Origin of the sequence: Mycobacterium sp. E136, from assembly GCF_001666865.1 — a bacterium.
GTDB lineage: Bacteria > Actinomycetota > Actinomycetes > Mycobacteriales > Mycobacteriaceae > Mycobacterium.
Map to the genome: position 1 here is coordinate 1 of NZ_LZJE01000061.1, position 14374 is coordinate 14374.

Annotated in this window: 12 protein-coding genes and 1 pseudogene; 7 read left to right on the forward strand and 6 right to left on the reverse strand. The window is 68.9% G+C overall.

Features of this window, described 5'->3' with window-relative positions:
• Positions 1–330 (reverse strand): annotated as a pseudogene (locus A5698_RS04415) (2-oxoadipate dioxygenase/decarboxylase family protein); the annotation flags it as partial.
• A gap of 28 nt (positions 331–358) precedes the next feature.
• On the opposite strand from A5698_RS04415, the gene A5698_RS04420 reads away from it, so the two are divergent.
• Both A5698_RS04420 and amaB read left to right on the forward strand, forming a co-directional pair.
• Entirely contained in the window at positions 359–649 is a 291-nt protein-coding gene (locus A5698_RS04420; RefSeq protein WP_502688873.1) for a 2-oxoadipate dioxygenase/decarboxylase family protein, read from the forward strand.
• Positions 646–2190 (forward strand): L-piperidine-6-carboxylate dehydrogenase, encoded by a 1545-nt coding sequence (amaB, locus tag A5698_RS04425; protein ID WP_068293707.1) that lies wholly within the window; start codon positions 646–648, stop codon positions 2188–2190. Before A5698_RS04420 ends, amaB begins: the two co-directional genes overlap by 4 nt.
• On the opposite strand, the gene A5698_RS04430 is transcribed toward amaB, so the two are convergent.
• Both A5698_RS04430 and A5698_RS04435 read right to left on the reverse strand, forming a co-directional pair.
• Entirely contained in the window at positions 2187–2624 is a 438-nt protein-coding gene (locus A5698_RS04430; RefSeq protein ID WP_067086936.1) for an SRPBCC family protein, read from the reverse strand. The genes amaB and A5698_RS04430 overlap by 4 nt on opposite strands.
• A gap of 22 nt (positions 2625–2646) precedes the next feature.
• Positions 2647–3486, reverse strand: coding sequence for an SDR family oxidoreductase (locus tag A5698_RS04435; protein WP_068293710.1), 840 nt, complete (start codon positions 3484–3486; stop codon positions 2647–2649).
• Positions 3487–3591: 105 nt separating this feature from the next.
• Between A5698_RS04435 and A5698_RS04440 the strand changes: the two genes are divergently transcribed.
• The 3 genes from A5698_RS04440 (at position 3592) to nei2 (ending at position 9704) form a co-directional block, all read left to right on the forward strand.
• On the forward strand, positions 3592–4242 hold the full coding sequence (locus A5698_RS04440; RefSeq protein ID WP_068293713.1) for a TetR/AcrR family transcriptional regulator: 651 nt from the start codon (positions 3592–3594) through the stop codon (positions 4240–4242).
• Between the two features lie 114 nt (positions 4243–4356).
• A complete protein-coding gene (locus A5698_RS04445; protein ID WP_156670609.1) occupies positions 4357–8895 on the forward strand; it encodes an ATP-dependent helicase in 4539 nt (1512 codons plus the stop codon).
• Positions 8896–8930: 35 nt separating this feature from the next.
• Positions 8931–9704 carry an endonuclease VIII Nei2 gene (gene nei2 / locus A5698_RS04450; protein WP_068293716.1) on the forward strand — a complete coding sequence of 258 codons (774 nt, stop codon included), beginning with the start codon at positions 8931–8933 and terminating at the stop codon, positions 9702–9704.
• 7 nt (positions 9705–9711) lie between these two features.
• On the opposite strand, the gene A5698_RS04455 is transcribed toward nei2, so the two are convergent.
• Both A5698_RS04455 and A5698_RS04460 read right to left on the reverse strand, forming a co-directional pair.
• Entirely contained in the window at positions 9712–10833 is a 1122-nt protein-coding gene (locus tag A5698_RS04455; RefSeq protein ID WP_156670610.1) for a fatty acid desaturase family protein, read from the reverse strand.
• 16 nt (positions 10834–10849) lie between these two features.
• Positions 10850–11917, reverse strand: a complete 1068-nt coding sequence (locus A5698_RS04460; RefSeq protein ID WP_068293720.1) for a ferredoxin reductase — start codon at positions 11915–11917, stop codon at positions 10850–10852.
• A gap of 69 nt (positions 11918–11986) precedes the next feature.
• Between A5698_RS04460 and A5698_RS04465 the strand changes: the two genes are divergently transcribed.
• Positions 11987–12664 (forward strand): TetR family transcriptional regulator, encoded by a 678-nt coding sequence (locus A5698_RS04465; RefSeq protein ID WP_067086956.1) that lies wholly within the window; start codon positions 11987–11989, stop codon positions 12662–12664.
• A 26-nt stretch (positions 12665–12690) separates the two neighbouring features.
• Positions 12691–13479 (forward strand): enoyl-CoA hydratase/isomerase family protein, encoded by a 789-nt coding sequence (locus A5698_RS04470; RefSeq protein WP_068293723.1) that lies wholly within the window; start codon positions 12691–12693, stop codon positions 13477–13479.
• Here the strand turns inward: A5698_RS04470 and A5698_RS04475 are convergent.
• On the reverse strand, positions 13445–14215 hold the full coding sequence (locus tag A5698_RS04475; RefSeq protein ID WP_067086961.1) for an SDR family NAD(P)-dependent oxidoreductase: 771 nt from the start codon (positions 14213–14215) through the stop codon (positions 13445–13447). The genes A5698_RS04470 and A5698_RS04475 overlap by 35 nt on opposite strands.
• Between the last annotated feature and the right edge of the window lie 159 nt (positions 14216–14374).

A 14374-nucleotide genomic window follows, 5' to 3' on the forward strand; every position in this document is an offset into this window, starting at 1 on the left:
AGCCCAGACGGCGGCCGGATCCGGTGCGGCCATCGCGGCGTCGTAGCGTTCGCGGCCTCGGGGCGTCAACGCCACCCCGCGGGCCTCGACCTCGCCGAAGCGCACCCGCAGCACGCCCTCCGACACCGAGCCGTCCGGCTCGCGAAAGCGCCGCTGCTCGGCGAGCGCGCGAAAAGACGTCTGCCGCAACAGCACCGGTGGTGCGTCGACGCGCGGTGGGCCCTGGATCGCGTCGATCATCGTGATACCGCGATTCGTCATCCGGCGGTACAACTCGTCGATGTCGAGCACCCGCGGTGTGAGGTGGTTGATGTGGGTGGCGTTGACGCCCCGAGGCCGCGAACGCTACGACGCCGCGATGGCCGCACCGGATCCGGCCGCCGTCTGGGCTCAGTACTTCCCGGCCACCGACGAAGAGCTGGCCGCATCAGGGCTGGCCTACTACCGCGGCGGCGACTCGTTGAAACCGGTTGTCTACGAGGATTTCCTGCCCGCCTCGGCGGCGGGCATCTTCCGGTCGAACCTCGACGACGACGCACGGGCCGACGAATCGGTCGGTGGTTTCGACTACAGCACGGCTTGGTTGTCCGACCGGATCGGCCGACCCGTCCACGACCCTTACGAGCTCTACGAGAAAGCAGCACAATGACGACCATGGCGACAGCGACACTCCCCTCCGTCGAGATGCTGCGCACGCGCGCACTCGACGCACTCCACGCCGTGGGCTTCGACGATGACCTCGGCGCCCCCGGGGAGCACGGATTGCAGGCCAGCACACCGATCACCGGTGAGGTGCTGTTCACCGTTCCGGAAACGACGGCCGAGAACGCCGACCGCGCGATCGGCGAAGCGGCTGAAGCGTTCACGACGTGGCGAACGACGCCGGCGCCGGTCCGTGGCGCGCTGGTGGGGCGGTTGGGTGAGCTGCTGTCCGCCCACAAGGCCGACGTCGCGGCCCTGGTGACGCTGGAGGCCGGAAAGATCACGTCCGAGGCCCTCGGTGAGGTGCAGGAAATGATCGACGTCTGCCAGTTCGCCGTCGGGCTCTCGCGTCAGCTCTACGGCCGCACGATCGCCTCCGAGCGCCCCGGTCATCGGCTGATGGAGACCTGGCATCCGCTCGGCGTGGTCGGCGTGATCACCGCATTCAACTTCCCCGTCGCGGTGTGGGCCTGGAACGCGGCGGTGGCGTTGGTGTGCGGCGACACCGTGGTGTGGAAGCCGTCGGAGCTGACCCCGCTGACCGCGCTGGCGTGTCAGGCATTGATCGACCGCGGGGCCCGCGATGTCGGGGCCCCACCGGAGGTGAGCCAATTGATCCAGGGCGGCCGCGAGATCGGCGAACGCCTCGTCGACGATCCGCGGGTCGCCTTGCTCAGCGCGACGGGGTCGGTGCGGATGGGCCGGCAGGTCGGCCCGCGGGTGGCCCAGCGGTTCGGCAAGGTTCTGCTCGAGCTCGGCGGCAACAACGCCGCGATCGTGACGCCGTCCGCGGATCTCGAACTGGCGGTGCGCGCCATCGTGTTCAGCGCCGCGGGCACGGCGGGTCAGCGGTGCACGACGTTGCGCAGGCTGATCGTGCACTCCTCCATCGCCGACGACGTGGTCCAGCGGATCACCGCCGCGTACCGGCAACTCCCCGTCGGCGACCCGTCAATCGACGGCACGCTCGTCGGCCCGCTGATCCACGAGACGGCCTATCGAGACATGGTGCGCGCGTTGGAGATCGCCCGTGCCGACGGCGGTGAGGTCATCGGCGGGCAGCGCCACGACGTCGGCGACGAGAGCGCCTACTACGTCGCACCGGCGGTGGTGCGCATGCCCGCCCAGACCGAGGTCGTGCATGCCGAGACGTTCGCCCCGATCCTCTACGTGATGACATACGACACCCTCGACGAGGCGATTGCAATAAACAACGCTGTCCCGCAGGGTCTTTCATCATCGATCTTCACCCTCGACATGCGCGAGGCCGAGCGATTCCTGGCCGCCGACGGCTCGGACTGCGGGATCGCCAACGTCAACATCGGCACCTCGGGCGCCGAGATCGGAGGCGCTTTCGGCGGCGAGAAGCAGACCGGCGGCGGCCGCGAGTCGGGGTCGGACTCGTGGAAGGCCTACATGCGCCGGGCCACCAACACCGTCAACTACTCGACCGAACTACCGCTGGCACAGGGCGTGCACTTCGGTTAGGTCGTCTCCAGCGCCTTGGCGCAGCCGTCGAGGATGGCGCGGAAGTTCCACCTGAGCAGCCGCGAACTCACCGGTTCGAAGGCCTTTCCGCCGGACCAGAGCGGATGGGTGTATCTCGTCACCCATTCGACGTGGGTACCGGTGTCCGCGGGAGTGAACGTCAGCGTCCCGCCGTCGTGCACGAAACCCGGAACCGAGCGCAGGATGAGATAGGAGTAGCTGCGCGGCGGGTCGTAGGTCGTGTACTCCTCTTCAAACCACATGCCGGCGCCGGTCACGGTCCGCACCGCGCCTGCCTTCAGCTCCGACGATCCCTTCGCCAGCCTGGCGCCCAGGACGAGCGGCGCCGCCGTGAGGCCTTTCGGGTCGGCGAGCCAGTCGAATACACGCTCGGGTGCCGCGGCGATGGTGCGCTCGACGCGCAACTCAATCATCGCGCCATTGTAGGAGTTCGGTCTACAGGATCGGCCTGCCGCCGGTCACCGCGATCCGCGCACCCGTCACGTAACTCGCCTCGTCCGATGCGAGCATCACGTAGACCGGCGCCAACTCGACCGGCTGACCCGCACGGCCCAGCGGCGTGTTCTCGCCGAACTGCTTGACCTTCTCCGGCGGCATCGTCGAGGGGATCAACGGGGTCCAGATCGGGCCAGGCGCCACACTGTTGGCACGGATGCCCTTCTCCCCCAGCATCTCCGACAGACTTGCCGAGAAGTTGGCGATGGCGGCCTTGGTCGCCGCATAGGGTGCCAGCTTCGGATTCGGCATGTCGGAGTTCACCGACGAGCTGCCGATGATCGAGGCGCCGGGACCCATGTGCGGCAGAGCGGCCTTCACGAGGTAGAAATACGCGCCGATGTTGAGCCGGAACGTGTAATCCCATTCCTCGTCGCTGATCTCGTCGAGGGTGTCGTGCGTCATCTGGTAGGCGGCGTTGTTGACGAGCACATCGATACCGCCGAACTCCGCGGCCGCGCGGTCGACGACGGCGCGGCAGTGCGCCGGGTCCGACAGATCACCCGCCACGAGTACGCATTTGCGCCCGGCGTCCTCGACGTACTTCTGCACCTCTTTGGCGTCGCCGTCCTCGTTCAGGTATGCGATCAGCACGTCGGCACCCTCACGCGCGTAGGCGATCGCGACCGCGCGACCGATGCCGCTGTCGCCGCCGGTGATGATCGCGCGCTTGCCGGTCAGCCGGCCCGATCCGCGGTAGCTCGTCTCACCGCAGTCGGGAGCGGGGGTCATCTCGCTCTGCACGCCGGGCGGTGACTGCTGTTGTTCGGGGAAACTCATCGATCGCCTCTCGTTCCGATGTCTGTTCTTGCGCGGGGTTACCCCGCAGCGGTCGGAATACTCCGGGCGCAGCGCTGTTTGACATGTGTTCACTACGATGGCCGCATGGCCGAGCCCCGACGGCGGCTGTCGCCCGCCGACCGACGCAGCGAACTGCTGACGCTCGGCGCCGAAGTGTTCGGGCAACGGCCCTACGACGAGGTCCGCATCGACGAGATCGCCGAGCGGGCCGGGGTGTCGCGGGCGCTGATGTATCACTACTTCCCCGACAAGCGGGCTTTCTTCGCCGCGGTGATCCGCGCCGAGGGCGAGCGGCTGTTCGAAGCGACCAACACGCCACCCCGGCCCGACCAGAGCCTCTTCGACCAGGTGCGCGAGGGTGTGCTCGCCTATCTGCGGTACGACAACGACCATCCTCACGGCGCGTGGGCGGCCTACGTGGGGTCGGGCCGCTCCGACCCCGTGCTGCGGGGCATCGAGGACACCGACAACGACCGCCAGGCCAACCGGATCCTCAGCCGCATCCACGCCGCGCTCGGCGACGAGCTGGACTCCAAGGTCGAGCGCGACCTGCGCATCACCGTCTACGGCTGGCTCGCGTTCACCCTGGAGATGTGCAGGCAACGGTTGATGGATCCGTCGATCGACGCCGGTCAGGTCGCCGACGCGTGTGCGCACGCGCTGCACGACGCGGTCGGTCGGGTCCCAGGCATCCCCTCCTCCCTGCGCGAAGCGGTCTCCCCTAAACGCCGCTGACCAGCGCGAGCAGACGCAAAGCTGCCCAAAAATCGCCGAAAAGCGGCGGGTTTGCGTCTGCTCGCGGGGAGAAGTGGCGAAGAAGTGTCGGTGGTGGGGTGCACCATGGAGTCGATGAGCAAATCCCCCCTCGCCCGGTTCAGCGACCTGACCCGGGAGTGGTTCACCGGCACGTTCGCCGAACCGACGCCCGCCCAGGCCCAGGCCTGGACGGCGATCGCCGACGGGGACAACACGCTCGTCATCGCACCGACCGGTTCGGGTAAGACGCTCGCGGCGTTTCTGTGGGCCATCGACCGGTTGGCGTCGGCCCCCGCTGAACCGCGCGCCGGCACCAAGGTGCTGTACGTCTCCCCGCTGAAGGCGCTCGCCGTCGACGTGGAGCGCAACCTGCGCACGCCGCTGACCGGTATCGCGCGCGTGGCCGACCGGAGCGGTGTCCCGGCCCCGGAGATCAGCGTCGGAGTCCGGTCGGGCGACACCTCCCCGGCGCAGCGCCGCGAACTGATCGCCCGCCCGCCCGACATCCTGATCACCACGCCCGAGTCGCTGTTCCTGATGTTGACCTCGGCGGCACGCGACACCCTGACCGGCATCGAGACCGTCGTCGTCGACGAGGTGCACGCCGTCGCGGCCACCAAACGCGGCGCCCATCTCGCGCTGTCGCTCGAACGGCTGGACCAACTTCTCGAAAAACCCGCGCAGCGGATCGGGTTGTCGGCCACTGTCCGCCCGCCCGAAGAGGTGGCGCGGTTCCTGTCGGGTCAGGCGCGCACGACGATTGTGGCTCCGCCGGCGGCCAAGACATTCGACCTGTCGGTCCAGGTGCCGGTGCCCGACATGGCCAACCTGGAGAACAACACGATCTGGCCGGATGTCGAGGAACGCATCGTCGACCTGATCGAGGCGCACAACTCGTCGATCGTGTTCTCCAACTCGCGCCGGCTCGCCGAACGGCTGACGTCACGGCTCAACGAGATTCACGCCGAACGAACCGGCCAGGAGCTGCAGACCGGACCCAACACCGGCGTCGCGGGCGGTTCTCCCGCGCACATCATGGGCAGTGGGCAGGCGTCGGGTGCGCCGACCCTGCTGGCCCGGGCCCACCACGGTTCGGTCAGCAAGGAGCAGCGGGCGATCGTCGAGGACGACCTGAAGAGCGGCCGGCTCAAGGCCGTCGTCGCCACTTCCAGCCTGGAGCTCGGAATCGACATGGGCGCAGTCGATCTCGTCATCCAGGTCGAGGCGCCGCCGTCGGTGGCCAGCGGGCTGCAGCGCATCGGCCGCGCGGGCCACCAGGTCGGCGAGATCTCACAGGGTGTGCTGTTCCCGAAGCACCGCACCGACCTGATCGGCTGCGCGGTGACCGTCAAGCGCATGCTGTCCGGCGAGATCGAGACCATGCAGGTGCCCACCAACCCACTCGACGTGCTGGCGCAGCACACCGTGGCGGCGTGCGCGCTCGAACCCCTCGACGCCGACCGCTGGTTCGACGCGGTGCGGCGCAGCGCCCCGTTCGCCACCCTGCCGCGCAGCGCGTTCGAAGCGACGCTGGACCTGTTGTCGGGCAAGTACCCGTCGACGGAGTTCGCCGAGCTGCGGCCCCGCCTGGTGTACGACCGCGACACGGGTACCCTGACCGCCCGCCCCGGCGCCCAGCGCCTCGCGGTGACCAGCGGCGGCGCGATCCCCGATCGCGGCCTTTTCACCGTCTATCTGGCCACCGACTCCGAAAAGCCCTCGCGCGTCGGCGAACTCGACGAGGAGATGGTCTACGAGTCGCGCCCCGGCGACGTCATCTCGCTCGGCGCGACGAGTTGGCGGATCACCGAGATCACCCACGACCGCGTCCTGGTGGTCCCCGCGCCGGGCCAGCCGGCGCGGCTCCCGTTCTGGCGCGGCGACGGTGTCGGCCGCCCGGCCGAGCTCGGGGCGGCTGTCGGGGCCTACACCGGCGAACTCGCCCGGTTGGGCAAGGATGAGTTCGACCAACGTTGCCGGGCAATGGGTTTCGATGACTTCGCCACCAACAACCTGTGGCAGCTGATCGACGACCAGCGTCAAGCGACCGGCGTCGTCCCGTCGGACACCACGTTCGTCGTCGAACGGTTCCGCGACGAGCTCGGCGACTGGCGGGTCATCCTGCACTCGCCGTACGGCTTGCGGGTGCACGGCCCGCTCGCGCTCGCAGTGTCGCGACGGCTGCGCGAGCGGTACGGCATCGAGGAGAAGCCCACCGCTTCCGACGACGGCATCATCGTGCGCCTGCCCGACACCGAGGATGCGCCCCCGGGGGCCGACCTGTTCGTGTTCGACGCCGACGAGATCGAGCCGATCGTCACCGCCGAGGTGGGCGGCTCGGCCCTGTTCGCGTCGCGGTTCCGCGAATGCGCCGCCCGCGCACTGCTTCTGCCGCGCCGCCATCCGGGGAAACGTTCCCCGCTGTGGCATCAGCGGCAGCGTGCCGCGCAGCTCCTGGACGTCGCGCGCAAGTATCCCGACTTCCCGATCGTGTTGGAGGCGGTGCGGGAGTGCCTGCAAGACGTCTACGACGTGCCGGCGTTGACGGAGCTGATGCACCGCGTTGCCCAGCGTCGGCTGCGCCTCGTTGAGGTGGAGACCACGACGCCATCCCCGTTCGCGGCGTCGCTGCTGTTCGGCTACGTCGGCGCCTTCATGTACGAGGGCGACAGCCCGCTGGCCGAACGGCGCGCCGCCGCACTGTCGTTGGACAGCGTGCTGTTGGCGGAACTGCTGGGCCGCGTCGAGCTGCGGGAGCTGCTCGATCCACAGGTCATCACGAGCACCACGCGACAGCTCCAACACCTCAGCGACGACCGCCAGGCCCGCGACGCCGAGGGTGTGGCCGATCTGCTGCGGCTGCTGGGTCCGCTGACCGAGACCGAGATCGCCGAGCGCTGCACGACGTCCGACATCGGCGGGTGGCTCGACGGCCTGCGTGGGGCCAAGCGTGCGCTGACCGTCTCCTTCGCCGACCGAACCTGGTGGGTGGCCATCGAGGACATCGGCCTGCTGCGCGACGGCGTCGGCGTCGCCGTACCCGTCGGCATCCCGACGGCGTTCACCGAATCGGTCGACGACCCGCTGGGTGAGCTGCTGGGCCGCTACGCCCGCACCCGGGGACCGTTCACCACGCACGACGCGGCGGCCCGGTTCGGCCTGGGTCTGCGCGTCACCGCTGATGTGCTGGGCCGAATGGCGATCGACGGCAAGCTGATTCGCGGCGAGTTCACCGATCTGCCCGTCTCGGACCCCGCGGCCGCCGAGCAGTGGTGTGACGCCGACGTGCTCAAGATTTTGCGGCGCCGGTCGTTGGCCGCGCTGCGCGCGCAGATCGAACCGGTCAGCACCGCGGCCTACGGGCGCTTCCTGCCCGCCTGGCAGTCGGTCGGCTCGGCGCACACCAGCGGCGTCGACGGTCTCGCGACCGTGATCGATCAGCTCGCGGGCGTTCCGATTCCGGCGTCGGCCGTCGAACCGCTGGTGTTCGGGCAGCGCGTCCGCGACTATCAGCCCGCGATGCTCGACGAACTCCTGGCCTCCGGCGAGGTCATGTGGTCGGGTGCGGGGCAGATCGGAGGGGGCGACGGCTGGATCGCGTTCCACTCCGCCGAGTCGGCGCCGTTGACGTTGAACGCCCCGATCGAGATCGAGTTCACCGACGTCCACCGGGCGATCCTCGAGACGCTCGATCGCGGCGGAGCCTTCTTTTTCCGGCAGCTCGCCGACAATCCGACCGACGACCACAAGAACGCGCTGTGGGATCTGGTCTGGGCGGGCTGGGTCACCGGCGACACGTTCGCGCCGGTGCGCGCGAAGCTGATGGGCACCCGCGGGCCGGCCGGGCGGCGCAGCGCGCCCGCGCACCGGCAGCGCAGGCGTGCGCCCCGGTTGAGCAGCTACAGCGTCGCGCACGCCCAGACCCGCAACGCCGACCCGACGGTGGCGGGCCGGTGGTCGGCGCTGCCCGTCGCCGAACCGGAATCGACCGTGCGCGCGCACTTCCAGGCCGAGCTGCTTCTCGGCAGGCACGGAGTGCTGACCAAGGGTGCGGTCGGCGCCGAGGGGGTGCCCGGCGGCTTCGCGATGCTCTACAAGGTGCTGACCGCGTTCGAGGACGCGGGCCGTTGTCAGCGCGGCTATTTCGTCGAGTCGCTCGGCGGCGCCCAGTTCGCCGTCGCCTCGACGGTCGACCGGTTGCGCACCTATCTGGACAGCGTCGACCAGGACCACCGCGAATACCGGGCGATCGTCCTGGCGGCGGCCGATCCGGCGAACCCGTACGGCGCGGCGCTTCCGTGGCCGACGAGGCGGTCCGATGACGACGTCACGCACCGCCCGGGCCGCAAGGCCGGTGCGCTGGTCGCGATGGTCGACGGTGAACTGGTGTGGTTCCTCGAGCGCGGGGGGCGCTCGCTGCTGAGCTTCTCCGGCGACGCCGATGCACACATCGCGGCGGCGGGGGCCCTCGCCGAACTGGTCAGCAGCGGTCGGGTGGGTTCGTTCCTCGTCGAGAAGGTCAATGGGGTGCCGGTGCTCGAACCGGGTGCCGAGGGCGAGCGCGGGGCGGTGCACGACGCACTGCTTGGCGCGGGCTTCGTCAGGACGCCGCGCGGCCTGCGGTTACGGTGATGAGAGCTTGCGCGAAGAACAGAGGGCGCTGACGCATGCCCGAAGGTGACACGGTCTACCGCGCCGCCACCAAACTGCGCGAGGCGCTAGCGGGTAAGCAGCTCACGCGCTGTGACGTGCGGGTGCCGAAGTTCGCGACGGTGGACCTGACGGGGTCGGTCGTCGACGAGGTCCTCAGCCGCGGTAAGCACCTGTTCATCCGGGTCGGGGACGCCAGCATCCACTCGCATCTGAAGATGGAGGGCGCCTGGCTGATCGGCGGCCAGATTCGGCGGGTGCCGGAGTACAAGATCCGGATCCTGTTGCACACCAGCGACTCCCGCGCCGCGGGCGTCGACCTCGGCGTGCTGGAAATCCTGCCACGCGATCGCGATATGGAGGCCGTCGCCCACCTCGGTCCGGACCTGCTGGGTGACGGCTGGGAACCGCGCGCCGCCAAGGCCAACCTCGTCGCGGACCCGCAGCGGCCGCTGGCCGAGGCGCTGTTGGATCAGCGCGTGATGGCCGGCGTCGGCAACGTCTACGCCAACGAACTGTGCTTCGTCACCGGCTACCTTCCCACCACCCCGGTCGGCAACGTCAAGGACCCGCTGCGAATGGTGCAGCGGGCCCGAGACATGCTGTGGCTGAACAGGTCCCGCGTCAACCGGACCACGACGGGAGACACCCGCAGCGGTCGCGACCTGTGGGTCTACGGACGACGTGGGCGGCCCTGTCGTCGGTGCGGCACGCCGATCCAGTCGGATTCGCCCCGCCCGGGCAACCCGGGCGATCGCGTCTCCTACTGGTGTCCGGTCTGCCAGACCTGACCCACGCTCACCCCGGCAGCGCGAGCCGGACGATCTTGCGCACCACCGTCGCGAACTGCCGCGGCAGCGATCCCTTGTTGTACGGAATTCCGTAGCGGGTGCAGATCTCCTTGACCTCTTCGGAGATCTCGGCGAGGCGGTGCGCCGGGATGTCCGGGAACAGGTGGTGCTCGATCTGGAACGACAGATTGCCGCTCAGGATGTGAAACAGCTTCCCACCCGTGAGGTTCGCCGAACCCAGCACCTGCCGGAAATACCACTGACCCCGCGTCTCGGCCTTGGTCTCCTCGACCGAGAACTCCTGGACGTCGTCGGGGAAGTGGCCGCAGAAGATGATCATGTAAGACCACACATTGCGCATCAGGTTCGCGGTCAGGTTGCCCGCGACGACCCACGGTGCGAACGGCCCGGCCAGCAACGGAAACGCGACGTAGTCCTTGAGCGTCTGGCGCTTGGTCTTGCGCCAGATGCCCTCGAGGATCTCGCGCTTGTCGGCGATCGTGATCTCGCCGGCGCGAATCCGCTCGGTCTCGAGTTCGTGCAGCGCGACGCCGTACTGGAACAACACCATCAGCAGGAACGCGTAGACGGGGTTGCCGAGGAAGTACGGACTCCACTTCTGGTCCTTGCTCATCCGCAGGATCCCGTAACCCACGTCGCGGTCCATGCCGACGATGTTCGTATACGTGTGGTGCATGTAGTTGTGCGAGTGCCGCCACTGCTCCCCCGGGCACGCGGTGTCCCACTCGAAGCCGCGGCTGGAGATGGCCGGATCGCCCATCCAGTCGTACTGACCGTGCATGACGTTGTGGCCGATCTCCATGTTGTCGAGGATCTTCGACAGGCCCAGCAGCGCGGTGCCCGCCAGCCAGAACGGCGGGAAGACACCGCCGAACAGCAGCGCTCGGCCACCGAGCTCGAAAGCCCGCTGCGTCTTGATGATTCGACGGATATAGGTGGCGTCGCGCTCGCCGAGGTCGGCGATCACGCGTTCCTTGAGCGCATCGAGCTCCCGGCCGAAGGCCTCGGCCTGCTCGGCGGTCATGCGGACCTTCTTGCCCGCGACGGTCTTCTCGAGGGCGCGCGGCTCGTGCGCGGCGCGCAGTTGGGTGTCGGTGATGACGGTCATGTCGATCTCCTTCGGGTCAGAGCGCGATGTCGACGTCGCCGACGGGAGTCGAGACGCAGATCTGCACGTCCTCCTCCTCGGCGGCGGACACCGCGCCGGTGATCAGGTTCTTCACCGCGCCGCGTGTCTTGCGGCGAGTGCAGCTGTGGCAGATGCCCATCCGGCATCCACTCTCGGGGCTCAGGCCCGCGCTCTCGGCCTGCTCCAGCAGGGGGCGACCGTCGTCGGTCACCTCGACCCCGCTCTCGGCGAACGTGACGGTGCCGCCGGAGGGTTCGGCGGGCAGGTCGTAGGTCGGCGGGACGAAGCTCTCCGAGCGGACGTCGGTGCAGTGCTCACGCACGGCGGACGCGAGTTCGGGCGGGCCGCAAACGAAGACCGCGTCGGGCGCCGGCATGGCCGCGGCGAGGTGCGCAGGGCCGAACCGGCCGTCCAGGTCGGATCCGGCCGCCGTGCGTGTGTAGCCGTGCAGCACCCGCACACCGGTCATCGCGTCGAGCTCGGCGCGGTAACACGCGTCCTCGAGCGAACGGGCGTAGTGGATGAACGCGACCTCGCCGCCGTAGCCGCGGGCCCGCAGCGTCCGCACCATCGACATCACCGGGGTGATGCCGCTGCCGCCGGACACGAACAGGAGGCGCCGCGGGGCGTCATCGGGGAGTACGAAGTCACCGCCGACCGAATCAAGACCCACCACCATGCCGGGGCGGGCGTGGTCACACAGGTAGCCGGAAACCAGGCCGCCGTCGTGGCGCCCCACCGTGAGCTCGAGATAGCGAGCCCCCTCGGCGTTGGCCGGCGAGTAGGGCCGCGTGCGACGGCGACCATCGATCTCGACGGTGAGGTTGATGTGCTGCCCGGCACGGAAACCGGTGAACGCCTGATTCGGCTCGAGGGTGAGCGTGACGCTGCGCGGGGTCTGGCGGCGCACCGCGACGACCTCTGCGCGAGCCTCTCCCCGCGTCCAGGTGGGCGCGACGAGCTCGGTGTATCGGTCCACGCCGTGGGGCCCGGTGAGCAGGTCGACCAGCGGTGACGCGAGCACTCTGTCCCGGATGCCCCGGGTCAACGTTTGAGTGAACATATGTACACCGTTGCGCCTTCTGCAGCACCTCGTCAACCCATTCACCCAGGTTGTGGTAGGTTTCACATAGTGAACAGTCGTACGCCTGGTTCACGGCCGAGCCGGTCGGGACGATCACGATCCCGCGAGTCGACGATGTCCCGGGAGGAGCGCAAGGAGGCCACCCGGCAGGCGATCGTCTCCGCCGGGCTGAAACTCCTCGAGGACCGCAGCTTCTCCGCGCTGAGCCTGCGGGAGGTCACCCGCGAAGCGGGCATCGTGCCCGCCGCGTTCTACCGGCACTTCGAGTCGATGGAGGCCCTCGGCCTCGTGTTGATCGATGAGTCGTTCCGGAGCCTGCGGGACATGCTGCGTGGGGCCCGCGCCGGCAGGCTCGACCCGAAGCGGGTCATCGAGTCGAGCGTCGACATTCTCATCGACGGCGTGAACGAACGCCGCGAGCACTGGCGCTTCATCGGACGCGAACGCAACAGCGGCGTCACCGTGCTGCGGTACGCCATCCGCACCGAGATCCGCCTCATCACCTCCGAGCTGGCGATCGACTTGGCCCGCTTCCCTGGCTTGAACTCCTGGAGCAGCGAAGACCTCAACATTTTGGCGAGCCTGTTCGTCAACGCGATGATCGTGATCGCCGAGGCCATCGAGGACGCCCACGACCAGGCCGCGCTCAACGAGATCAAACGAGTGGCGGTCAAACAGCTGCGGATGATCGCTGTCGGCGTCGAGGGATGGCGCAGCAGCGTGTGAAACCGGGCGGGGGTTAGCGTGTGCGCATGCCGCACCTCGAACTGGCCTACCCGCGTCCCGACATCGCCGTGCTCACGCTGAACCGCCCCGAGAAGCTCAACGCGCTGTCCTACGAACTCGTCGAGGATCTGCACGCGACGCTGGCGCAGATCGATGCGAACAACGAGTGCCGCGTCGTCGTGCTCACCGGCGCCGGACGTGGCTTCTGCTCGGGCCTTGACCTCACCGCTCCCAATCCCAACAAGGCGGGCGAGGGAACGGAGTTCCCGCGTTCGGGTATGCGATGGCAGGAACGCATCGCCGACCTGACCGCGCGCATCCACCGGCTGCGCCAACCGGTCATCGCCGCGGTCAACGGCGTCGCCTACGGCGGCGGGATGGGCATCGCGCTGGCCTGCGACATCCGCATCGCCTCGGAGTCGGCGCGCTTCTGCACCCAGTTCATCAAGTTGGGGCTCGGCGGCTGCGACATCGGCGTCAGCTACACGCTCCCGCGCATCATCGGCGCGGGCCCCGCGTTCGATCTCATCCTGACCGCACGGGCGGTCGACGCGCCCGAAGCCCTGCGGCTCGGCCTGGTGTCGCGGGTGTCGACCGACGAAGCCGTCGTCTTCGACGCCATGGCGATCGCCGAGACGCTGTGCGGCTACGGGAAGTTCGGCCTCGAGTCGACGAAGCAGGTGCTGTGGGCCAACCTCGAGGCGTCAAGCCTGGAGGCGGCCCTGCACCTGGAGAACCGCAGCCAGATCCTGGCCTCCACCAGCGGTGAGATGCGGGAGGCTAGCGAGGCGTTCCGCCGCCGTCCACGATCATGACCGTGCCGGTGATGTAGCTACCGGCATCCGACGCCAGCAGCAGTGCGGTGCCGACCATCTCGTCGGGTGACGCGAGCCGCTTGAGGAACGTGCTGCGTGCCATGGCGTCGACGGCTTCCTGCGGGTTGTTGCGCATCATGTCGGTGTCCACCGGCCCGGGGGCGATCGCGTTCACCCGGATGCCCGACGACGCGAACTCGACGGCCATCGACCGGGTGAACGACATCAACGCGGCCTTGTTCGAGGAGTAGATCGAGGTCACCGCCGAGAAGTTGAACGCCCCGACCGAGACCATGTTGATCACACTGGCTTTCGCGCTCGCCTTCAGATAGGGCAGCGCGGCCTGCACGAGAAACACCGGTCCGCGCAGGTTCACCTCGAAGGACTTGGCCAACGCCTCGGGCGTCATCTCCCCGAGGGGTTGCGCCAGGGCGTTCGCCGCGTTGTTCACCACCACGTCGATCCCGCCGAACTCGTCGACGGTGCGCTGCACCAGCGCCTCGAGGGCGTCGACGTCCCCGAGGTGCGTGGGCACGCCGATGGCCTGTCCGCCGAGACCGCGCAGATGCTCCGCGGTCCGCTCGCAGGCGTCGGGTTTGCGACTGGCCACCACGACGCGGGCGCCGGCCAGGACGAAGCCCTCGGCCAGCGCGAGGCCGATGCCCCTGGTACCGCCCGTGACGATCACGGTGCGGTCGGTCATGTCGAAGAGACGGTCGAACGAAGCGCGGTCCACGGCCGTCAGTCAAGCAGATGGACCTGCGGTCAGATGCAACCGCTCACGCTGATCCGCCGCCCGACGTTCGCGCACACATTGACGTTGGGCGCCGGCGGTACGTACGCCGGTGGATGCGCGGGCGGCGGATCCGCGTGAGCGGTTGCATCTGACCGCAGG